This window comes from Pirellulales bacterium, from assembly GCA_036267355.1.
Taxonomy (GTDB): domain Bacteria; phylum Planctomycetota; class Planctomycetia; order Pirellulales; family DATAWG01; genus DATAWG01.
This window is the reverse complement of the sequence record DATAWG010000101.1, coordinates 1-22,025: the sequence shown is the minus strand read 5'-3', so window position 1 is coordinate 22,025 and position 22,025 is coordinate 1. Positions and strand designations below refer to the sequence as shown.

Annotated in this window: 16 protein-coding genes; 11 read left to right on the top strand and 5 right to left on the bottom strand. The window is 61.1% G+C overall.

From position 1 onward, the window contains the following. On the bottom strand, positions 1–2,133 hold a 2,133-nt coding region (locus VHX65_16040), incomplete at its 3' end, for an SPFH domain-containing protein (GenBank protein ID HEX4000064.1). 818 nt (positions 2,134–2,951) lie between these two features. On the opposite strand from VHX65_16040, the gene VHX65_16035 reads away from it, so the two are divergent. The 4 genes from VHX65_16035 (at position 2,952) to VHX65_16020 (ending at position 6,373) form a co-directional block, all read left to right on the top strand. Then, positions 2,952–3,188, top strand: a complete 237-nt coding sequence (locus VHX65_16035) for a FeoA family protein (GenBank protein HEX4000063.1) — start codon at positions 2,952–2,954, stop codon at positions 3,186–3,188. A 137-nt stretch (positions 3,189–3,325) separates the two neighbouring features. After that, positions 3,326–3,556 (top strand): ferrous iron transport protein A, encoded by a 231-nt coding sequence (locus tag VHX65_16030; protein HEX4000062.1) that lies wholly within the window; start codon positions 3,326–3,328, stop codon positions 3,554–3,556. A gap of 35 nt (positions 3,557–3,591) precedes the next feature. After that, a complete protein-coding gene (gene feoB, locus VHX65_16025) occupies positions 3,592–6,069 on the top strand; it encodes a ferrous iron transport protein B (protein ID HEX4000061.1) in 2,478 nt (825 codons plus the stop codon). Between the two features lie 67 nt (positions 6,070–6,136). After that, entirely contained in the window at positions 6,137–6,373 is a 237-nt protein-coding gene (locus tag VHX65_16020; GenBank protein ID HEX4000060.1) for a FeoB-associated Cys-rich membrane protein, read from the top strand. A gap of 219 nt (positions 6,374–6,592) precedes the next feature. On the opposite strand, the gene VHX65_16015 is transcribed toward VHX65_16020, so the two are convergent. Continuing rightward, complete coding sequence (locus tag VHX65_16015; protein ID HEX4000059.1) at positions 6,593–7,960, bottom strand: DUF1573 domain-containing protein; 1,368 nt, start codon at positions 7,958–7,960, stop codon at positions 6,593–6,595. Between the two features lie 829 nt (positions 7,961–8,789). On the opposite strand from VHX65_16015, the gene VHX65_16010 reads away from it, so the two are divergent. Together VHX65_16010 and VHX65_16005 are read left to right on the top strand one after the other, a co-directional pair. Further along, positions 8,790–10,064 carry an MFS transporter gene (locus VHX65_16010; protein ID HEX4000058.1) on the top strand — a complete coding sequence of 425 codons (1,275 nt, stop codon included), beginning with the start codon at positions 8,790–8,792 and terminating at the stop codon, positions 10,062–10,064. A 145-nt stretch (positions 10,065–10,209) separates the two neighbouring features. Next, a complete protein-coding gene (locus VHX65_16005; protein HEX4000057.1) occupies positions 10,210–10,764 on the top strand; it encodes a class I SAM-dependent methyltransferase in 555 nt (184 codons plus the stop codon). A gap of 57 nt (positions 10,765–10,821) precedes the next feature. Here VHX65_16005 and VHX65_16000 read toward each other — a convergent pair whose 3' ends face one another. After that, positions 10,822–11,487, bottom strand: coding sequence for a hypothetical protein (locus tag VHX65_16000; protein ID HEX4000056.1), 666 nt, complete (start codon positions 11,485–11,487; stop codon positions 10,822–10,824). Positions 11,488–11,663: 176 nt separating this feature from the next. Between VHX65_16000 and queG the strand changes: the two genes are divergently transcribed. From queG to VHX65_15975, 5 genes are all read left to right on the top strand, one after another. Then, positions 11,664–12,845: a tRNA epoxyqueuosine(34) reductase QueG gene (gene queG / locus VHX65_15995; protein HEX4000055.1), complete on the top strand. Its 1,182-nt coding sequence runs from the start codon at positions 11,664–11,666 to the stop codon at positions 12,843–12,845. 88 nt (positions 12,846–12,933) lie between these two features. Beyond that, positions 12,934–14,067 (top strand): heavy metal-binding domain-containing protein, encoded by a 1,134-nt coding sequence (locus tag VHX65_15990; GenBank protein ID HEX4000054.1) that lies wholly within the window; start codon positions 12,934–12,936, stop codon positions 14,065–14,067. A gap of 190 nt (positions 14,068–14,257) precedes the next feature. Then, positions 14,258–14,554 carry a hypothetical protein gene (locus VHX65_15985; protein HEX4000053.1) on the top strand — a complete coding sequence of 99 codons (297 nt, stop codon included), beginning with the start codon at positions 14,258–14,260 and terminating at the stop codon, positions 14,552–14,554. 455 nt (positions 14,555–15,009) lie between these two features. Beyond that, complete coding sequence (locus VHX65_15980; protein HEX4000052.1) at positions 15,010–16,233, top strand: GNAT family N-acetyltransferase; 1,224 nt, start codon at positions 15,010–15,012, stop codon at positions 16,231–16,233. Further along, positions 16,230–17,417: a GNAT family N-acetyltransferase gene (locus VHX65_15975; protein HEX4000051.1), complete on the top strand. Its 1,188-nt coding sequence runs from the start codon at positions 16,230–16,232 to the stop codon at positions 17,415–17,417. Before VHX65_15980 ends, VHX65_15975 begins: the two co-directional genes overlap by 4 nt. A 418-nt stretch (positions 17,418–17,835) precedes the next feature. On the opposite strand, the gene VHX65_15970 is transcribed toward VHX65_15975, so the two are convergent. Both VHX65_15970 and VHX65_15965 read right to left on the bottom strand, forming a co-directional pair. Continuing rightward, on the bottom strand, positions 17,836–20,019 hold the full coding sequence (locus VHX65_15970; GenBank protein ID HEX4000050.1) for a glutamine synthetase III: 2,184 nt from the start codon (positions 20,017–20,019) through the stop codon (positions 17,836–17,838). Positions 20,020–20,280: 261 nt separating this feature from the next. After that, positions 20,281–21,570 carry a diphosphate--fructose-6-phosphate 1-phosphotransferase gene (locus VHX65_15965; GenBank protein HEX4000049.1) on the bottom strand — a complete coding sequence of 430 codons (1,290 nt, stop codon included), beginning with the start codon at positions 21,568–21,570 and terminating at the stop codon, positions 20,281–20,283. Positions 21,571–22,025: the final 455 nt, after the last annotated feature.

Below are 22,025 nucleotides of genomic sequence, written 5' to 3'. Positions count from 1 at the left end.
GCCGTTGGGCTCGGGGAGGGCGGCGCGTGGTTGGGCTGCGCCGTTGCCGCTGAGGCTGCCCATCGCGGCGGCGATTAGCTTTTCGGTCATGTCTTTAACGACCGCGTTCGTTTCACCGCGTTGTTGGAAGACCGTGGCGTCGGCCAAGACGATCGAGAGCAACGTGTTGAGCGGGTTATTGCCCGCGCCGCCGTCTTTTCCATTGTCGCCATGGCCACCCTGGGCAAAGACGCGTTCGGGCACGAGCGGCTGGCGGCTCTTGGCGATCCGCTCGGCGGCCAGCACGACGGCATACAAGCGCGGGTCGCCGTAGGCGTTGACCTTTTGTTGCAAGCTGATCGCTTCGGAGAGTCCGATTTGCAGCCGGCGCTGGCCCTCGCCTTTGCCCAGCAAGACCTCTTGCTGGCTCCGGGCGTTGGCCTCGATGATCGTCTGCTCGCTGGCGGCCTTGGCCAGCACGATCTGCTGCTCGGCCGAACGGCGGGATTTTTCCAATTGCCCTTCGGCTTCGACGATGGTTTGCTGCTTCTGCATCTGGGCCTTGGCGAGCTGAGCATTCGCTTCGTTTTCCACGATGCGAATTTGCACCTGCGAATTCGTCAGGTCCTTTTGCCGATCGGCCGTGGCGGTGGCTTCTTCGAGCGTGCGCCGCTTTTCGGCCGCGGCCTTCTGTTCCCCGAAGGTCTCGATCTGCTCGCGAGAAAGTTGCCGCTGGCGAAGCTGCTCCAAGAGAACTTCGATCTTGCCGCAGTCGTTCGCGGCAGGTTCCGGCTTGCCGATCAACACGTCGATGCATTCCAAGTCGAACTGCTGGAACCGCTCGCGGAGCTCGTTGCGGGCCTCGGCTTGAATCTCGTCGCGTTCGTGAAGCAGGGCGAGCATCGATCGCTTGTGGCAGATGTCGCGGATATAGGCGCTGAGCATTGGGTCGATGCTTTGATTGATCAACCTCTTCACGTCGCCGAAGCGCTGCACGACGTTCGGCGCTTTTTGATAATCGATATGCACGACCAGGCTGAGCGGCAGCTCTGGCTCATAGGCATCGAGCGTGACGAGATCGATCGAGCGCAGATTTTCATCGTATTTGTGCGATTGCTCGGTTTTGTCGGTGATCCAATGCAGGACGAAATTCGTCGTCGGCACGAGCACCACCTGGCCGGCGTAGTCGTTGAAGGCGTATTTGCCCGGAGGAAGCGGTTTGTCCCAGATGCCTTTTTGGCCGGTGGCGACGCGTTCGCCGTGACGGAAGTCGTCGCCGCTGATGTCTTTGCCTTGCAGGCCGAAATAGCTGATTACCACGCCCACGTAGCCGATCGGCACCAATGTCTTGGGCTTCGATTCGACCGTGGCAAACCAACGATTGATGAAATACGTGCCGTCGGTGAGGGCTTGGTATTGCCGGCCGCGCATGCCGCCGCCGGCCAGAAATTTTTCGGGGTTTTGATAGCTGTCGTGATCGCTCGAGGTGGCGGGAGCGATGATCTCGCCGCTCGGCAGCACCGGGCCATCTTGCACCGTGACAATGCCGATGTCGTCTTTGGCGCCGATCACGATCGGATTGAAGCCATCGACCGATTCGAGTTGCTCCTGCCAGGATCGCAACATGGCCAATTCGGCGCGACTGGTGCCGAGGCTATAAAACTGGTCTTCGGCAATGACCGTGAACAGGGCCAGATTGATGGCGTACACGCCTTCGCGGAGCACGGCGCGTTGCCGGCCGCGCTGTCCGAGCTTCGGCGTTTCCGAATGATCGCCGCCGAGAAACGCTTGTGCGTCTTGGAAGCTGTTGCAATCGACGATCCGCCCCAGCGTTTGGCGAGCACTGAGGGGTTCGCCGTCGCGCGCGTAGACATAGCCGATCTTCCCCTGTGGAATTGCCACGAAGGGCACTTTGTGGATCCGGTATTTCCAGCGATACAACCCGAAATAGAAACCGCCGCGGATGACGTTGGGTTGGAAGCCGGTTTCGCCTTTCAGGGCAATAATTCGCCCCTGCTCGATATGCTTGCCCCACAGCGATTCGACGATGCCCACCTTGTCGTTGGGCACATATTGAATGCCGCACCAAGGCGCGAAGGCGACGATCGCCAGGACGATCAGACAGAAGCCGACGAAGAGAAAGGCCCAGACCATAGAGCAACCTCGAATTCTGCCGGAAAATGCTCCGCGCCGAGGCGGATGCGAGAAAGGATGCGAAACCGCCGCTCCGACGGGGGGCGATTCGACTGAATAAGCATCATGCGCTGGAATTGCCGACGACACAAGCTACCGTCCAGCAGCCGGTGAACGGCGGCCGGACGAAATTTCATCTAGGTTGACTCTGCTCTAGTATTTACCCCTCACCCCTAGCCCCTCTCCCGCAAGGGGAGAGGGGGAACTGAGGCCTTCGGCCTCAGCGAATCAGTCGCGTGTGTGAATCTGCATCTGTTGACGATGCCTCGTGCAATGTTTGGCGATGCCTGGTTCAAAATTCGATAAGGCATCGTGCGAAATTTGATATGGCATCGCGTGCCAAATTCGATATGGCGTCGTTCAAAATTCGATAAGGCGTCGTGCGAAATTCGATATGGCGTCGTGCGAAATTCGATCAGGCATCGTGCGAAATTTGATATGGCATCGCGTGCCAAATTCGAGATGGCATCGTGCGAAATTCGATAAGGCGTGGTGCGAAAATCGATATGGCGTCGTGCGAAATTCTCCCCTCTCCCCTTGTGGGAGAGGGGCCGGGGGTGAGGGGTTTTTGAGGCACATCCTCTCGCCCTTCAATTCGCTGCCGCCACGCAATTCTTGGATCGGCAGCCCCGGATTTCACAGCGCAACGCCGCTCTTCACTTTTTCTTTTTTCTTTCGCCGGTCTCTTGTTCGCCCTTATTGGAGCGGTTAGAATTAGCCGAAACATGAGAATGAGTCTCAATTAACTTTTGCGCTAGCGACAGCAGGGGGATCTTGCCATGTTCGGTCCAATTCCCTTAAACCGATTGCCAGCCGGCGAAACCGCGCTGATCGCAGAAATCGTCGGCCGGGCGGATCAGGTGCAACGCATCAAAGAGCTTGGATTGCACGACGGCGTCGAGATCACCATGGTTCGCTCCGGCAGTCCCTGCATCATCCGAGTTGCCGGACAAACGCTTTGTATTCGGGCAAACGAGTTGTTGAATGTTCTGGTTCGGTCCGGGGCGCCCGCCTGATCGCGGTTGACGTGCGGCCGGCGCCAGCGCATTGCCCGCGATAACGCCGCGTCGCCAGATGCAGGCAGCTCACACGGGTCGGTTCCATGGGCAGCCAAATCGTATGCCTCTCTGAATCGCCGAAAGCGAGCTTGCAAATGACAGGACTCGATCGATTGACGATCGGCGATCGAGGCCGAGTCGTGCGAATCATTGGCGCCGATGAAATCACGGCCCGGCTTTTTGAAATGGGCCTGACGCCTGGCGTGGCCGTCGAACTCTTGGGCTGCGCGCCGCTCGGCGATCCGATTGAAGTCGAACTGCGCGGCTACCGCCTCAGCCTGCGCAAGACCGAAGCCGCGCGAGTGGAAGTCGAGCAGCTTCTCTAACCCCTGGCCCCAAAAACCCCTGATCCCCTGTTCTCGTGGCCACCGCAACTCTTCCCAAAACCATAACCGTCGCGCTGATCGGCAATCCGAATACCGGAAAGTCGACGTTGTTTTCGGCGCTGGCGGGCGTGCGCCAGCGGATCGGCAACTATCCCGGCGTGACGGTCGAGAAGAAAGTTGGGCACGCGGATTTCGCCGGGCGGCGATTCGCCTTGGTCGATCTTCCCGGCACGTATAGCCTCGCTCCCCGGTCGCCCGACGAAATGGTGACGGTCGATGTGTTGCTCGGCCGGCAAGCGGATTCCCAAGCGCCAGACGCGGTGTTGTGCATCGTCGATGCCAGCAATCTCGAGCGGAACTTGTATTTGGTCAGCCAAGTGCTCGAGCTTGGGCTGCCGACCGTGATCGCGCTAAACATGGTCGATATCGCCGAGCAGCGCGGCATGAAGATCGCCGTCGGGCAACTTGCCGAGCGGCTGGGTGTGCCGGTGATCGAGGTGCAAGCCAATCGCCGGCGGGGTATCGACCGGCTTAAAGCGGCGCTTGTGGAAGCGATCGGCCGCCGCGTGCCGCCGCGCTCGAGCCCACTGCCCATGCCAGTGCAAGAGGAAGTCGCGCGGCTCGAGGCTTATCTCGGCAAGCGAACGACGGCGGCAAACGGCGCGCAGGGTTTGAATGGTTCGACGCGCGAAACCGCAAGCGAGTTGCATAACGGAGCGAGCGGCGACGGCCATATATCGGCGCGGAATGGCAATTCGCATCGGACACCCACGAACGGGCGCGACGCTTGGCCGCGGTATCTGGTCGAGCGCCTGCTCTTGGACACCAACGGATATCTGGAACGATCCGCCCTGCCTAGCGGCGATGCTCGGCAGGGAGATTCTCGGCAGGGAGATTCTCGGCAGCGCGATTCTCGGCAGCGCGATCCTCTGTACGGCGGTCGTTCGCAGGCGGAATTGCACGCAGAACTCACAGCCGCGCGGAATAGGCTGGCCGAGGCCGGCTGCTCGGTCACGGCCATTGAAGCCATCGCCCGATACGAGTGGATCGGCCGGATTCTCGATTCCGGAGTCAGTCGGCCGCGCGAGCGGGCCGCGAACATGACCGATCGAATCGACCGCGTGCTCACCAATAAGTTTTGGGGCACGGCGGTGTTTCTGCTCGTGATGCTCGCCGTATTTTCGTCGATCTTCATCGCCGCCAAGCCGATCATGGACACGATCGATGCGGGCAACGGCTGGCTGCAAGGCCGCGTCGAAAGCTGGCTCGCTCCGGGGCCCTTGAATTCGCTATTGGTCAAAGGGTTGATGGGCGGGGTGGGGAGCGTGATCGATTTCCTGCCGCAGATTCTGTTTCTGTTCTTCTTCATCGCGGTGCTCGAAGATTGCGGCTACATGGCCCGGGCCGCTTATTTGATGGACAAGCTGATGGTTCGCGTCGGCCTGAGCGGCAAGTCGTTTATCCCGCTGTTGTCGTCGTTCGCATGCGCGATTCCGGGCATCATGGCAACACGGGTGATCGAAAATCGTCGCGATCGGTTGACGACGATTCTCGTGGCGCCGTTGATGAGTTGCTCGGCTCGATTGCCGGTATACGTGCTGCTGATCGGGGCATTCATTCCGCAGCGATATTTCTTGCACGGCGCCTTGGGTTTACAAGGAGTGACGTTGTTTGCCATGTATCTGGTCGGCCCGCTGACGGCCGTCGTCGTGGCGCTCCTGCTGAAGAAGACGCTTTTGCGTGGGGCGACGCCGCCGTTCGTAATGGAATTGCCGCCGTATAAGATTCCCTCGGCCCGCGTCGTGCTGCACCGGATGGTGGAGCGCGGCTGGGCGTTTATTCTGCGGGCCGGCACGCTGATCGTCGCCGTGGCGGTCGTCGTCTGGGCGCTCCTGTATTTTCCGCACGACCCCACGGCCATGGCCAACGATTTGCGCATGCATCGCGAGTCGCTCGAGCAGCAATTGGCGGCCGCGAAGGTGGACCCGGCCGCTGGAGATCGCCGCGAATTTCTTGAGCAAGAGTTGGATCGATTCAAGGATCACGACGAACAAGTGAAATTGGAAGACGGCGCCTATCAGCGGCAAAGCTTGCTCGGACGAATGGGCCGTTCCGTCGAACCGGTCGTGCGGCCGTTGGGCTGGGACTGGCGGCTCGGCTGCGCGGCGATTGCCTCGTTTCCGGCCCGCGAAGTCGTTCTCGGAACACTGGGTGTGATTTACAACCTCGGCAAAGACGCCGATCTCGACGAAAAGGAAACGCAGACGCAGCTTCAACGCCAACTGCGCAACGCAACTTGGGATGAGACCGGGCAACCGGTGTTCACCGTGCCCGTGGCGCTTTCCGTGATGGTCTTCTTCGCGCTCTGCGCTCAATGCGCAGCCACGCTGGTGATCATCAAGAAAGAGACAAACAGTTGGCGCTGGCCGGTCTTTACGTTCGCTTATATGACCGCCTTGGCCTATATCGGCGCGTTTGCGACGTTTCACATCGGCACGTGGCTGGGCGGATAAATCCGCGACGGTTGGAGCGAAAGGCTGGCGCGGGGGAATTGAAGCAGCGGACCCGATTCGGTGCGGTATGACGGCTGGATGGCAAACGATCGCGACTTTGGCCATCGTGTTGATGGCGACGGCCTATCTGGTCCGCCGTGGCTGGCGATCGATTGTCAAAAAACGATCCGGCGGATGCGGAGCGTGCGGCAGTTGCTCGGCAAGCAATCGTCCGCAATCGTTAGGCTCCGGCAGCACAGCCGAGGCGGGAAAACCGCTCGTGCAATTGCAGATGCTTGCCAAGCCTGAGCCCAAAAGTTCGTAGGGACTCCCGTCGGCCAGTGCGTGTGCCGCCGTGTGCCGCTGGCCAGCGCAGTCGGCCAGTGTGAGCGCCACTGGCCAGCGCAGTCGGCCAGTGTGAGCGCCACCGGATGTGGAAGCCGCCAAAGATCGCGGCCGTTCGGCCCAATTCCATTCGACCGTATCAAACCGCGGTCGGCACTGGCAGACTGCGCTTGCCAGTGGCACACGCCCGGCACTGCCGCTAATTCGCAGCCGCGCTTCCGGTCGGTGCTGGAGCGGTTTTCGTCCGCACGGGATTCGGCATCACCGAAGTCGGCTTTGCGGCGGGAACGACGATCTGCAATCCCGATGTGGCGTCGCTACCGTTGCCTCCGGGCGCCGGGCCGTTGGTGGGGCTGCCGCTTGCCGCACCGCCAGTGGTCCCATCGCCCGAATCGAGCTTCAACACGTTTGGAGTGCTCGAATCCGAGGGAGTCGTCTGCTTCTTCGTCGGCGCCGCACCGACGGCCGTCGGATCTGCCGCTTTTGCCGCGGTCGTCGGTAGTACCGTGGCAACCGGTGGCGCCGTGGCAACCGGCGATTCGGCCGGCGCGGCGGTCACATTCGCTTCGGCAAGCACTTCAAGCGTAAGCGTCTTGCCCAAGTCGGTTTCGATGGCAATCTTCTTGAGAAGCTTGCCTGGCTTGTTCGGAGCGGTGAAGGTGATCGGAATCATCCGCACCTTCGCCGCCCCGCTTGGAATTTTGAAGCTAAACGAATCGTCGTCGCAATGGGCCGTGACGATCTTGAACGGCTTGTGGCCCGTGATGATCAGCGGCTTGGTGACTTGTTGCCCGGCTTCGATCGTGCCCATCGTCAGCACTTGGGGGCTGACATTTAACTCGGCCTTCACGACGCCTTCGACTTCGATCGGCACTTGCGAAACATTCGGGTCGTTGGTCACCAGGATCAACGGATCGTGGAGGTATCCTGGCGCCGCGTCTTTCTTCAGCCGCACGATCAGTTCGTATGAAACTTTTCCCGGCACGCGCGGGCCGTCGACCACTTCTACTTCATAATTGGAATTCACGCTCCGCACATCGGTGATCTGCCAATCGTCGCGGCCATATCGCACGACGGTCATTTTCCGCTCGCGTGCTTCGCCTTGATCGACCGTGCCGAAATCGACCATTCCGGAATCGCTGTTCGAGTCGGCCGACTGCACTTCGATGTCGCCCCGGATGTCGCCCGAAACATTGAGTTGAACCGTCGCATAATAGGGGCGATCGATGGTCACGGTGAGCGTCGCGGCATGATTGCCGGTGAAGGCGCGGGTGTTGAACCGTGCGATCACTTCGCTTCGTTCATACGTGGCCAGATCGCGCTTGACGATTTCGGGAGACGTGCAGCCGCAACTGCTGCTCACGGCGGCGACGTGCACGGGCTCTTTATAGGGGTTGGAGAATTGGAATCGATATTCGACTTTGGCGTTGCGGGCCACGGTGCCAAAGTTGTGGCTGGTTTCGCTAAACATCTTCGTGGCCCACTGCTGTGCCACGGCGCCTTGGGCCATCGACAAAGCACCGACCATCGACACGATCACAGCGGCAAAAACATGATGACGTTGCACGGTTCGATCTCCAATGCGACGGGCGACCCACGCGATGCAGGCACTTGTCGCCCGCCTAAGGCAGACAAGCTGCGATTTTCTAGCGCCCAGTACCTTACCTTACCATTCTTTCGAGCTACGGCAGGCCGCGCAAATTTGGGCTTGGCGATGCGGGTTGTCAAGGAATCGGGTGTATCGACGATTTCGCCCCGGCTCGTGAATCCCGGTTTATCCGGGGCCGGAAGATGGACAATTTATGTGTGTCGCAATCGGTTATTCGTCAACGCCGCGGCGAAGGCAAAAGTCTTTTTCCGCGCCGTCGGATCGAGTCAATTATAACGAATATACGCTTGCCAAAAACCGAGCCGCCGCCGCGAGCGCGGCGACCCTAAGATACTATGACATACCGCGTTGCAATTCGATAGAGATCAATGCCGGATTCTCTTTAGTCGCCAGCCATCGTGGGGGGGGCCATAATCCGGCAGTCCCGCCGCGGACTGGGCAAAACGCTTGCTAGCGCTGCCGGCTCTCAGTTGCAACTCAATCGCCGAGCGGATGCTTTGCCGGGAGTTGCGGCGCCGGCGAGGGCGCGGCGGTTGTGGCGGCCACACAGGGCTTGAAACAAACCGCGAAAGAACTGATCCTGAGCGGCACACAAAACCCGCGCTGGATCGATCTGGCCCGGATTATTCATATGCCAGGAATTCGCGACACGCTGCGAATTAGTAGCCCAAAGCGTTAGCGAGGGTGTGTCTCGGTGGCTCCCTCGCTTACGCTTCTGGCTAGTGTGGCGCACTGAAAAATCCGGGCTAGATTCGCTCGGACGGCCGACGGCCCGGAATCGCACAGCATGCCCAAGGATCCAACCGCCGCAACGCCATCAACTGCCGGCGCGGCCGCCCCATCGGCCAACCGTGTGCCCACGCGGGAAGCCGTATTTGCCCTGGTGGCCGGGTTTCTTGGCTGGACGCTCGATGCGTTCGATTTCTTCCTGGTCGTGATGTCGCTGCGAGCCATCGCGAAGGATTTCCAGGTTCCCGAGGCCGACATCTCCGCGTCGCTGATGCTGACGCTCATGTTTCGGCCCGTCGGGGCGCTGATCTTCGGATTGCTGGCCGATCGCTACGGGCGGCGGATCCCGATGATGGCCAATTTGCTGTTTTACTCGGCCGTGGAAGTGGCGACCGGTTTCGCGCCGAATCTGACAACGTTTCTCATCCTGCGAGCGCTGTTCGGCATCGGGATGGGGGGCGAATGGGGCGTCGGGGCCTCGCTGGTGATGGAAAAGGTGTCGCCGCGCTGGCGCGGCCTGCTTAGCGGATTCCTCCAGGAGGGATATGCCTTCGGATATCTGCTGGCGGCGGCAACGGCGTTTTTCATGCGCGAGCCGCTGGGATGGCGACCGATGTTTTTCATCGGCGGAGTGCCGGCCCTGTTGGCGGTCTTCATCCGCTTCTTCGTCCGCGAATCGGAAGTGTGGCAGAAGAGCAAGGCGGAAAGCTGGTCGCAACTCGGCCGCGGCTTGGCGTCGCATTGGAAGCTGTGGGTCTACCTGACCGCCTTGATGGCGATGATGAATTTTTCATCGCACGGCACGCAAGACATGTATCCGGCGTTTCTGGAACGCTTCCACGGGCTCGAGCCGAAGGTGGTGGCGCAAGTGGTGATGGTCGCGATGCTCGGGGCGATTCTCGGCGGCATCGGCTTCGGCCTGGCATCCGACCGGTTCGGCAGGCGGCGGATGATGATCGTCGCTCTGCTGGGCGCGCTCGCCGCGGCTCCGCTTTGGGCGCTGTCGTCGGAATTGAATTGGATCATCGCCGGAGCGTTTCTGATGCAATTCATGGTGCAAGGGGCATGGGGAATTATCCCGGCCCACATCAACGAACTCGCGCCCGACCGAGTGCGCGGATTCTTGCCCGGGTTTTCCTACCAATGCGGCAACCTGATCGCCGCCTCGATCGCTTGGGCCCAGGCGACGCTGGCGCGGCACTACCCGTATTCACATGTCATGTTCGTAAGTGCCGCGGCAATCTTCTGCGGAGCGATCGCCGTGACGGCCATTGGCCGAGAGCGCCGCGGCGTCGTCTTTGCGCAGACCGACCGCGTAGGCCCGAGCCCATAGCGCTAGCAAGGAAGAGGCCCATCCGCGGTCGCCGCGAATCGGATAGGATAGGGCTTGCCGCAGGGCCCATCATCTCTCTCCGCACCCCCCTGAAACCCACACTCCACACATGTTCCACAACATCTCCCAAGCAATCTGCGATCGAATGCAGTTTCTCGTCGAGCGCGATGTCAAGGATCGCGCGGCCGGGCTGCCGATCGAGCAGCGGCTGCGGCAGATCACGCCGGAAACCGGCCAGTTCTTGGCGATTCTGCTTGCCTCCGCTCCGGCGGGCCGCGTGCTCGAAATCGGCACCAGCGGCGGGTATTCGACCTTGTGGCTCTCGCTGGCCGGCGCCGCGGCTGGCCGACGGATCACGACCTTCGAACTGTTGCCGGGGAAGCAGCAACTGGCGCGAGAAACGTTCCGCGCGGCCGGAGTCGAATCGCTCGTCGAACTGGCGCCAGGCGATGCCCGCGAGCATTTGCCGCAGTATCAAGACATCGCGTTCTGCTTTTTGGATGCGGAGAAGGAAGTCTATCGCGATTGCTACGAGGCGGTCGTGCCGCGAATGGTGCCCGGCGGTTTGCTGGTGGCCGACAATGCGATCAGCCACGCCGACGAACTCGCCGAAATGCTCGAGCGTGCGACGAGCGACAATCGCGTCGACGCCTTGATCGTGCCGATCGGCCGCGGCGAACTCGTGTGCCGCAAGATTTGAGATGGATGGCGGCGCCGGATCAAGGCGATTGGCCTCGCTCGCGTGGCCGACGCATGCTCACTTGACGAACGGATTCAGAACCACGTGCAACGGGCTCGTCGCTCGCAAGCCCGCCTCGGGAACGGGAACCAGGTCCGGACTTGGAAGCGATTCGACCGAGCGGCTCGCCTCCGCCGTTAACGATGCGGTGCGGCCGGCAGTCGGTTTTACGCTGCTCGGCGCCGGAGTGGCCGGTGAAGCCTTGGATGGCGCGGGTGGGGTCGGTGTCGAATTCGACGGCGCAGCACTGCCCGGCTGGGCGAATGGGTTGACGATCGTTTGCGGTCCCCCTTCGCTCGCCGCTGGAATGAACAAGCCTGGCGGATAGGGAAATGGGCTATCGCCATACGGCCGGGCGATCGGATAACTGTAGTAGACCGGCGGATGGGCGGCGAAATAGGGGATCTGGTTTTCGTCGCCGTTCAGATCGACTCCGAGCACTCCGCCGACGCCGACGCCCCAACCGGTTCCCACGCCGTTGTAGCCGTAGCCACCGTAGGGGCCGCCAAAGCGGTTGTTGGAGATTCCGCGGTTGATTCCGCGGTTGATTCCGCCGTGCGTACCGTGGCCGCCGCGCCCAGGCGGAGCGGCATGGGCCGCGAGGCCTGCCGTTGCCCAAATGGCGCACGCGCCGCACAATGCCTTCCATGGAAGCCGCTTCAAACTGTTCTTGATCGTGTTCATGGTGTCACCTCAAAGCGGGCAGTAACGGGCAGTAAAACGAAAAATCGCCGCACGACTTGGCCTCCAAAATCAGTGCTTCGCTTCTCTACAGTAAACAGCCGACAATTCCGGGTCAAATTTTGCTTTACAACGGCCCGGCCCTCGACAACGCTTCGGGCAAACGGGCCCGAAACCCCATGAATGCCGACGATCCGAGTCTGCTCAGCGCCGAATTGAAGAGCGAAGCCCAGCGGTTGGGATTCGCACTGGCTGGCGCTTGCCCGGCGATTGCACCGCCGGGCAGCGAACGGTTTGCCGATTGGCTTGCTGCCGGATATGCCGGCGAGATGCACTATCTGGTCGATCGTGCGGCCGCGTATGAAAATCCCCGCTCGGTTCTCGACGGCGTGCGGAGCGTGCTCATGCTGGCGATGGTCTATCGCACGTCGGAGCCGGTTTCGCCCGACGCCGGCGCAGCCCGTGTCTCGCGCTACGCTTGGGGGGCCGACTACCACGAATTGATCCGCGATCGGCTCGATTCGCTCGGGGATTTTCTGCGTGCCCGATGCCCGGCGGCAAAAGTGCGCGGAGTGGTCGACACGGCGCCGCTCTTGGAAAGCGAATTCGCTCGAATGGCGGGCCTCGGCTGGATCGGCAAAAACACGTTGCTGCTCAACAAACAGATCGGAAGCTGGTTTTTTCTCGCCGCCCTGCTAACCGACCTGGAATTGCAGTACGATAGCCCACACTCGGCCGACCATTGTGGCACATGCCGGGCTTGCCTCGACGCATGTCCAACCGGCGCGTTTGTCGCACCGTTTGTGCTCGATGCGCGGCGCTGCCTAAGCTATCTGACGATCGAGTTGCGCGGTCCGATCCCGGCGGAGTTGCGACCCGGAATCGGCGATTGGCTGTTCGGTTGCGACGTGTGTCAGGAAGTATGCCCCTGGAACCAACATGAGACGCGGACAAGGGAGTCGTCGGGCGAACCGGCGTTTCAACCGATCGAGGGAATGAATCCGGTTCGGTTGGCCGAGCTGTTCGAGTTGGACGACGAGTCGTTTCGGCGCCGCTTTCGCCATACACCGCTGTGGCGAGCCAAACGCCGCGGCTTGTTGCGCAACGCGGCAATCGTGTTGGGCAATCGGCCGCATGCGCCGGCGATCGCGGCGCTCGTGCGCGGGTTGAACGATGGGGAGCCGCTGGTGCGCGGCGCTTGCGCGTGGGCGCTGCGGCAATATCCGGAACCGGCGGCGGCCGAGGCGATCGCCCGGCGATTGCCGATCGAGACCGACGCGGATGTGCTTGCGGAGCTTGGGGGCGACCGAAAAATAACTTCTTCCTTGCACCCTCTCCCCGTGCGGGAGAGGGCAGGGTGAGGGGTTTCAAAAAAGTGGAAGTTATCTTTCGATCGATCCTTGGCGGCATGATGAAAAATCGATCGGCTGCAATCCCTGGAGAAACGCAATGATCGTCAGTGGATTATCCGGCAATGAATTGTATTGCTTGGCAAAAAAAGGGCTTGCGCCCGGCGCCATCCTCGTCGGCAACAGCGTTTATTCGCTCGGCGCCCTGCGCGGCTTTACCAGCGGCATGCGCACGCTCGCCGGCGGCGAAATTCAATCGCTGTCGGAATTGATCTCCGATGGCCGCCATGCCGCGATTCGCCGCCTGGAAGAAGAAGCTCAAACCGCGAAAGCAAGCGGCGCCACGGGCGTCACTTCGCAACTGACGCGAGTCGGCGGCATGCATGAGTTTCTCGCCGTCGGCTCGACGGTGCACGGCGTCGATGCAAAAGCTCCGTTTTTCACGACCGCTTGTTCCGGGCAGGATTTGTATTGCCAGATCGACGCCGGATATTCGCCGCGGCATTTCGTGATCGGCAATGTGGCCTTCGCGATGGGAGTCGGCCGCGGACTGACCGGGGCGCTGCGGGCCATGGCCGGCGGCGAAGTGAAAGAATATTCCGACATGTACAATCACACCCGGCATCTCGCTCTGCAACGCTTGGAGGCCGAAGCCGCCAGCCGCGGAGCGAACGCCGTCGTCGATGTGACGACGCGGATCATGTCGTTCGGCTCCGGCGTGAAGGAGATGTTGATGGTCGGCACCGCGTCGCACAATCCAGCGCTCGGCGCGGCGCCCATCCCCGCCACTTCGGAACTCACCGGCGAAGAGCTGTGGAACCTCACGCAACTCGGCTATGCGCCGGTGCGGCTATTGCTCGGCTCGTCCGTCTATTCCCTCGGTTTCTCGGGCGGAATCAAGGCCTTTTTCAGTTCGCTGTCGCGCGGCGAGGTGACGTCGATGACCCGGCTGGTATACGAGGCCCGCGAAAATTGCCTTGCCCATATCCATCGCGAAGCGGCCGAACTGAACATCGAAGCCGTGATCGGCGTGAAGATTTTCATCAACGAATTGAGCAGCGGGCTAGTGGAGGTGTTGGCAATCGGCACCGGAATGCGCAAGCACAACGGCGTGGCCACGCAAAGCGAAGCGCTCTTGCCCCAGGCCATCATTCGCGACCGCGACACTTTCTTCGACGAAACCGTTGGTGCGACAGCCCAACTCGCGCGCACCGAATCGAGGGGCGCGACATAGTGCGGCCCTGTGTTGCGTCGCGCCGCATACCAGCCGAACCGTCGGTGGCCGGTAAAAAAGCGAGATTTGATCTGGACACGGCAGGCTCATTTTGAGAACGTGTCACCCCTCATCGTGCGGTCTTATCGGTGCGCCTTAACTGGGCACGCTTTCCGCTAGAACACACTTCTGGCTCCTTGCAATCCTTTCCATGCGCTCATTCGCAAAGGCATTGAATGCGTCGGCCGGAAGCGGTCGATTGCTGCTATCGTTGGCTTGCCTGCTCGGCGCCGGCTGCGTTAGTTCGTCGCAACAGCAGCCGAAGCAAACGGCCGCCAACACGATCGACAGCCGTTCGAATTCCGGCAGCGCGGCCACGGCCTCTGCGGCCGCCAGCACGCCTGATTCCGACGCCGGCGCCCAGCCGGCCGCCATCACGTCGCGCGGCGCGGCCATCGAACACGATCTCGACGGCAAATTCTCGCGATCCGGCGCCGGCGATCCGTGACACGCACAGCCGGATCTTCTTTCCCTGGCCAAAGCGATTCGCCCGATGATTTGCCGCCCCACGACCGGCACACGATCTTCGATGTGACGCAACACAAACCCGAAGCGTTAGCGAGGAAGCGCCGCAACGGCGGCATCGTCTCGCGGCATCGTCTCGCGGCAGGCGGCAAAGCCGCATGCACATTGGATGAATGCGTTCGTGACGGCGATCCCGCAACGGAGCGCTCCCTCGCTTACGCTTCGGGCTTGTGTTGCGCCAACGCTGGAGTTTGGGATGGCCAAAGCGATTTGCCCGATGATTTGCCGCCCCACTACCGACGATCGCTTTGATGGGCGCAAACTCCGCAGTTTGACATCCCTGCATGCCGCTTTTAGCATTGATAGGATGGAAATTTTAGGCGGACGAGGCGTGCGCGCCTTGTCGCATTCGTTTCGAATTCGCTCGGCTGCCCTCCCATGAGTACTTCTCTTCTCACGATTCCGGCGGAACCGAGCGCCGCGCGCGAGGCGTATCGGCTCGAAATCGCCGAGCATGTAAGCGAATTGAATGCGGCCGATTGGGATTCATTGCGCGATGTGAACTGTGCCGGATTCATGGACCGCCGATTCGTGGGCGCGGTGGAAGCGAGCCGGCCGGGGGGAGGGAAATGCTGGTCGCTTTTGGTCTACGCCGGCGCTCGGCCGGTCGCTGCCGCATGCCTGTCGTTGTTCCCAGCCGACGCGGCGATCGTCGCCGCGGATTGGTCGAAGCGGCTCACCGAACGGATCCGCCGCGTTTGTCCGAACTATTTGCGGTTCAACGTTCTATTTTGCGGTTTGCCCGTGTCGGCAAACCAAGGCCATCTTGTGTTTGCCGCCGACGCCGATCGGCCGCAAGTAGTGCGGCTGATCGACCGGCAAATGCGAACGCTCGCCAAAGAGCATCGCGCCAAGATCTTGATTTTCAAAGAATTCGATGAGAAAACTTTTCACGATTCGGCAGAGCTCTCCGCGCTCGGCTATCTCGGCGTCGAGAGCACCGCGGTCAGCACATTGGATTGCAACTTCGCCAACTTCGACGGCTGGTTGGCCGCGATGCGCAGCCGCTATCGAAAAGAAATTATTCGGAACCAGCAAAAATTCCAGGCGGCCGGTTTTCGCATTGAAGTCGTCGAACCCGGCATGGCCGCGGAGCGATACACCGATGAGGTCCATCGGCTTTATGAAGCGGTGGTCAATCGCTCGCAAATGAAGCTCGAAGTATTGCCGCCTGAGTTTTTTCGCGAGATCGCGCGGAGGTTTTCAGAAGAGTTTTTGTTGATGCTTGCGTATGACGGGGAACGGATTATTGGTTTCGTTTCCGCGATTCTCACGCCGCGTTCCCCTTCGAGCTTGTTTCTCGGCGTCGACTACGAGCGAAATGCCGAGGGCTTCATCTATTACAATTTGTTCTACGCCTATCTTCGCGAAATTCTTGATGCCCAGACGGAGCGGATCGAGTTCGGCGCGAATTCCGAGGATTTCAAAGCCCGCCTTGGTTGCCGGCAGCGGCGGAACTATATGTACGTCGCCGCCACGAACTGGCTCCGCTGGCCGCTTCGCTGGTTCGCCAAGGTGCTCTTTCCCCGAGTGAAACTTCACGAACCGAAACATATCTTCAATCGTGCGCCCGCGGCGGCGAAGCATGGAACCGACGCATGAGCTACACCGCCTCGCTGTATCAGGCCATCAGCGAAGTGCCATCGCACGAATGGGATTCGCTGTGCGCGGACCCGGTCGATCCATTCATGGATCGCCGGCTGCTTGCCGCGGTCGAGCAATCGATGTCGGCGGACGGAAAGTTTTTTTACGTTTTGATGCGCGATGCCGATGGCCGGCCGATGGCTGCCGCGGCACTGTGTGTCTTTCGCGTCGATGGGGCCGTTTTGGCCGGGCCGACGCTGAAGCGATGGGCCGAGGCCATACGACGATGGTGGCCCGGCTACGCACGGTTGAAAGTGCTCTTCTGCGGCTTGCCGGTATCGGCGGGGCAAAAACATCTGCGCCTTCATCCCGAAGCCGATGCTGCACTGGCGATTGCGGCGCTCGACGACACGATGCGCCGGCTGGCGCGGCAAGAGCGGGTTTGGTTTATCGTCGCCAAGGAATTCGAAAGATCGGACCTCGCGCAGCTCGAATCGCTCAAGCAGCACGGCTACGTGCTGGCCGACAGCCTGCCGATGAACCATTTCGCACCCCGTTTTTCGTCGCTCGACGAGTATTGCCGCGCGCTGCGCTCCCACTATCGCTATAAGATCAAGAAATCGCTGCGGAAATTCGACGCCGCCGGCCTTCAACTCGAAACGCTTGTCGATCCGCAAGGGATTCTGACGCTGTACACCGACGACCTGCACCAGCTCTACAATGCGGTGGTCGATCGCGCGGAAAGCAAGCTCGAAATCCTGCCGGCAGAGTTCTTCCGGCAACTGGCGCGGCAATTGCCCGGCGAGGTGTCGCTGAGCGTGATCCGCCAGAACGAGCGGATCGTGGCGTTTGGTTGGGGGCTGACGCGCGGCGGAGCGTATCGCAGCTTGTTCATCGGCGTCGATTATTCGCTGAACGCCGAGACCGATCTCTATTTCAACACGATGCTCCGCGGCATCGACGTGGCGCTGCAAAAGGGGGCGACCGATATTTTCGTCGGCCAGGCGGCCGACGATTTCAAAGCCCGCATCGGCTGCGTTCAACAGCCGAGATTTCTCTATCTGAAATCGCCGAATCGGCTGTTGCAGGCGATTTTCCGCCGCATCGCCCGCTTTGTCTTCCCGAAGCCGACCCCGCCGCAGCAGCACGATCTATTCAAACCCGAAGCAATTGCCGATGCCGAAGTCGCGGCGAATGCGTGAAAACGCCCCCGCGTGGTTTGACCCTCCTGGCGGTGGCGTTCGGCAATCGTGCCATCGATCCGCGCCATGAGTGTGCTTGCTCGTTGGTGTGGCAATGGCTGGCTGGCTGGGGCCTAGCCGGCCGATTGGTGTGCCACTGGCCAGTGCAGTCGGCCAGTGCCGGCCGGGGCGAGTTGACGTTCCGGCTCGGAGGCCTCCGACGCGCAAACACACGCCAAACGGCAAGATGCATGAGAATATGGCCGAGTCCAGCGGCGCTCGCACTGGCCGACTTCGCTGGCCAGTGGCGCACGGCCGACTTCGCTGGGCAGGTGGCGCACGGCCGAATCACCAAGAAAAAACGCCGCGCGACGGCCAATCCAACCGTCGCGCGGCGTTCAAGAAGAAGGACGATCGATCGCCGGCGCCTCGCGCTCTCTTATTTGATGAACAGCATTTCCTGGTAGGTCGGCAACGGCCACAAGTCGTCGGCCACGATGCCTTCCAATTCATCGGCCACTTTGCGGACCGCGGCCATCGCCGGCAACACCTCGTGGCAATAGTGCTTGGCTTCCTCGACAACCCCATGCCCGCCGTGGTGCTCCATTGTCTTTTCCAGCGCGACAGTGGCGTCTTGAAGCTCCTTGACCAGCGAGGTCACCTTGTCGAGCGTGTCGGTGTCGAACGAATAGCCGACGGCCTTCAAATGGGCACAAGTCGTGGCCAATTCGCTTTGATAACGAATCGCTGCCGGAAAGATGAGCGTTTTGGACATTTCGACGACCAGCTTGCTTTCGACGTTCACTGTCTTGCAATACTGCTCGAAGTAGATGTCCATTCGGCTGGTGACTTCGCGCTTGTTGAGCACTTTGTATTTCTCGAATAGCGCGATGACTTCCGGGCTGCCGAGCACGGGCAAGGCATCGACGGTGGTCTTCATGTTCGGCAAACCGCGCTTCTCGGCTTCCTGGTGCCAGGCTTCCGAATAGCCGTCACCGTTGTAGACCACCGCGCCATGCTTCTCGATGATGTCTTTGAGCAGCGTTTGCACGGCGCCCGGCAGCTTTCCGGGATTGCCGCCGGTGGCCTTTTCCAGCTCGGTGGCGATGTAGTCGAGCGACTCGGCCACGATTGTGTTCATTGCCACGAGCGGCCCGGCGATCGATTGACTCGATCCCACGGCGCGGAATTCAAACCGATTGCCGGTGAAGGCAAAGGGACTCGTGCGGTTTCTGTCGCCCGCGTCTTTCGGCAACGGCGGGAGAATATCGGCGCCGATCGTCATCATTCCCTTGCCCTTGGACGAAGTGGCGCCGCCCGCCTTGATCTGCTCGAAGATGTCGGTCAACTGCTCGCCGAGGAAGATCGAAATGATCGCCGGGGGCGCTTCGTTGGCTCCCAAGCGATGATCGTTTCCGGCATGGGCCACGACCGCCCGCAATAGCGGCGAAAACTTGTGCACGGCACGAATCACTGCCGCGCAGAACACGAGGAACTGCATGTTTGCGTGGGGCGTGTCGCCCGGGTCGAGCAAGTTGCCTTGCGTCGCGCTGCCGAGCGAAAAGTTGACGTGCTTGCCGGACCCGTTGACGCCGGCAAACGGCTTTTCATGCAACAGGCAAGACATGCCATACTTCTCGGCCACGCGGCGGAGCGTGATGCCCACGAGCTGCTGATGGTCGGTGGCGAGGTTCGAAGTTTCAAACACCGGAGCGATCTCATACTGCGCCGGGGCCACTTCGTTGTGCCGCGTCTTGATCGGAATTCCGAGCTTGAACAACTCACGCTCGGCTTCGAGCATGAACGCCAGAACACGTTCCGGGATCGCGCCGAAATAATGATCTTCGAACTCTTGCCCCTTCGGCGGCTTGGCGCCGAACAGCGTCCGGCCGGCGGTCAACAGGTCGGGCCGAGCAAAGAAGAAATTCCGGTCGATCAAGAAGTATTCTTGCTCCGGGCCGGCCGTCGACGAAACCATCGCGCCGTCGGTGTGGCCGAATAGTTTGAGAATCCGCTGCGCCTGGATGTTCAGGGCCTGCATCGAACGGAGCACGGGCGTTTTCTTGTCGAGCGCTTCGCCCGTCCAAGAAACGAACGCGGTCGGAATGCACAGCGTCGTGCCGTTGGGGTTTTCGAGGATATAGGCCGGGCTGGTGACATCCCAGGCCGTATAACCGCGGGCCTCGAACGTGGCCCGGATGCCGCCCGAGGGAAAGCTCGAAGCATCCGGCTCGCCCTGGATCAGGGCCTTTCCCGAAAACTCGGGAATGGCTCCGCCATGGCCGTCGGGCGACAGGAAGCAATCGTGCTTTTCGGCGGTCAGACCGGTGAGCGGGAAGAAGACGTGGGCATAGTGCGTGGCGCCCTTTTCAATGGCCCACGATTTCATCGCTTCGGCCACGATGTCGGCCGCGCTGCTATCGAGCTTTTCGCCGCGCTCGATCGTGCGCTTCAACGACTTGAACACCGGCTTCGGAAGCCGCTTGGCCATCTCGGCCAAGCCGAAGACATTCGCCCCATAGAGTTCGCCCGACGGAGTTTCGGAGAAATTCATCGGCGTCGAAATGGGCTTGTAATTGGTGACCGCCGCAATCGCTTGCATTCGTGCTGTGCTACCGCTCATATGTTGTGGTCCGCCTGGTTAGAGAAAAAGAACAGTGCTGCGCCGGCGCGCAGGCCGTTAAAGACTGCCGGAACTAGCATTTTTTATGCCGGCATCCGCATGCGAGAGCGTTCATCGGTCGCAAGCTGTGTATGAAGAACATGTTATGAAACGCTGTGGTAATTCGACAGGCCCGGCGACTCGGGGGCGCCTGCCGCGCATTTAGGCAACTGCGACTGGCATTTTGCCTGACAATACAACCCGAAAATCCCATCCATGGATTTAACCTCGATCCGACTGCGGGACGTATTTTGGCAGCATCTGTCGGGCGAAGATCGGCTGCATCCGGGCCAAACGCTGCCGGCCCCCTAGAAGCGGAAGGCTGACCATATCCTCGCCCACCAGCGGCCGAGCATAGCGAACAAATTCATCCGCAACGTCAAAGCCGCCGGGCGCGATCCACCGCGCGGGAAAACTTCGCTCGCTAGCCGCCACTTGCTCCAGCGGCACGCGATCGTAGCGCACGCCGTAGACCGGGCCCGCTTCCCGCAGAATCGTTGCCATGAAGCCGCTTTCGCCGCGAGCCGCCAAAAGTGCAGCCGTTTGCCCGCTCCGATAGGCCTCTTCCAAATCCACCGTCGAGGCCAGGGCCATCGCGTGCCGTTGATCGGTTCCCGAAACATTGCCCCGCGCCGCTCCTTTGCACGCCAGGCCGACGCGATTCAGATGATTGACCACGATCTGGCAGACCGTCGTTTGACTGGAGCTGAACGCAACATGCCCAAACGAATCGCGCACCTCGCCGACGCTGCCGAGATCGAATCCCTCGCTGATCACCACGATCGCCCGGCCGGAGCGCCGCAACTCGTCGTTCACCTGGTCGGCCAATTGCTCGAGCGAACAGGGCGACTCGGCGAGATAGATCTGCAACGGCATTTCCCGCTCGGGATCGGCAAGCCGGGCCGCGGCCGGAATAAATCCGATTCGCCGCCCCATCGCCTGCAACACCAACACTGGATCGGCCGGCGAAGAGCCGGCGTTTTCCTCGTTGGCGTTTTGCACCATGTGCATCCAATACTTGGCCACCGAACCATAGCCGGGCGTGTGGTCGATCAGCTTGAATTGGCTATCGCCGACGTCGTTGTCGATCGTTTTCGGCACTCCGACCGCGACCAATTCCAGCCCACGCTGCCGGGCCAATGCCGCCATCTGATGGGCGGTGTCCATCGAGTCGTTGCCGCCGATGTAGAGAAAATAGCCCACGTCGTGAGCACGAAATACTTCGATCACGCGTTCGAAATCTTCGGTCTGGTCCGGCTTGAGCTTATAGCGGCAGGTGCCGATCGAACCGGCCGCGGGCGTGCAGCGGAGCAGCGCAATTTCCTCGGCAGGCTGAGCCGACAAATCCAGCAGCTCTTCCTTGAGCACCCCTTCGATACCATGCCGCGCGCCGTAGACAGTGCCGATTTCGGTCAGCTCGCGTGCCGTTTCGACGATGCCTCGCAGGCTGTTGTTGATGACCGGGCTGGGCCCCCCGCTCTGGGCCACCACAAGATTCTTAGCGCGATTCATCGCGGCATTTTAGCGGCCAGCCGATTGGACCGCAAACGGGCCGCAGACAACCGAAACGGTTTCCCAACACCTGCTTCTGCCCGATCACAATCCCGGCCGCAAGGCCGCACCCAACGTAGCAGGCACACTCCGTGTGCCGTCTGCCCCGCTCTGTGCCCAACCCGCCGCGAAGCGCAAACGGCACACGGAGTGTGCCTACTACGTTGGCGCCTTCATTCGAAATTCATCATCGCCCGCACCGCGGTCAGCGCCACCGGCGAACGCATTGTAGCCCGAAGCGTTAGCGAGGGAGCACGCCGCTGGACGTTCCATGTTCCATTTATGTGCGAGCTCAAGCGGCGCTCCACTGGCCGACTGCGCTGGCCAGTGGCACACCGGCGAACGCCCCCTCACCCCTAGCCCCTCTCCCGCGAAGGGGGAGAGGGGAACTGGTGTGCCACCGGCGAACGCATTGT

Bases quoted from the DNA above. Each gene is read 5' to 3' on its own strand.
- VHX65_15985 (HEX4000053.1), top strand. From the start codon at position 14,258: ATGCGCTCATTCGCAAAGGCATTGAATGCGTCGGCCGGAAGCGGTCGA.
- queG (HEX4000055.1), top strand. From the start codon at position 11,664: ATGAATGCCGACGATCCGAGTCTGCTCAGCGCCGAATTGAAGAGCGAA.
- VHX65_15970 (HEX4000050.1), bottom strand. From the start codon at position 20,019: ATGAGCGGTAGCACAGCACGAATGCAAGCGATTGCGGCGGTCACCAAT.
- VHX65_15975 (HEX4000051.1), top strand. From the start codon at position 16,230: ATGAGCTACACCGCCTCGCTGTATCAGGCCATCAGCGAAGTGCCATCG.
- VHX65_16035 (HEX4000063.1), top strand. From the start codon at position 2,952: ATGTTCGGTCCAATTCCCTTAAACCGATTGCCAGCCGGCGAAACCGCG.
- VHX65_15980 (HEX4000052.1), top strand. From the start codon at position 15,010: ATGAGTACTTCTCTTCTCACGATTCCGGCGGAACCGAGCGCCGCGCGC.
- VHX65_16000 (HEX4000056.1), bottom strand. From the start codon at position 11,487: ATGAACACGATCAAGAACAGTTTGAAGCGGCTTCCATGGAAGGCATTG.
- VHX65_15990 (HEX4000054.1), top strand. From the start codon at position 12,934: ATGATCGTCAGTGGATTATCCGGCAATGAATTGTATTGCTTGGCAAAA.
- VHX65_16020 (HEX4000060.1), top strand. From the start codon at position 6,137: ATGACGGCTGGATGGCAAACGATCGCGACTTTGGCCATCGTGTTGATG.
- VHX65_16030 (HEX4000062.1), top strand. From the start codon at position 3,326: ATGACAGGACTCGATCGATTGACGATCGGCGATCGAGGCCGAGTCGTG.
- VHX65_15965 (HEX4000049.1), bottom strand. From the start codon at position 21,570: ATGAATCGCGCTAAGAATCTTGTGGTGGCCCAGAGCGGGGGGCCCAGC.
- VHX65_16010 (HEX4000058.1), top strand. From the start codon at position 8,790: ATGCCCAAGGATCCAACCGCCGCAACGCCATCAACTGCCGGCGCGGCC.
- VHX65_16005 (HEX4000057.1), top strand. From the start codon at position 10,210: ATGCAGTTTCTCGTCGAGCGCGATGTCAAGGATCGCGCGGCCGGGCTG.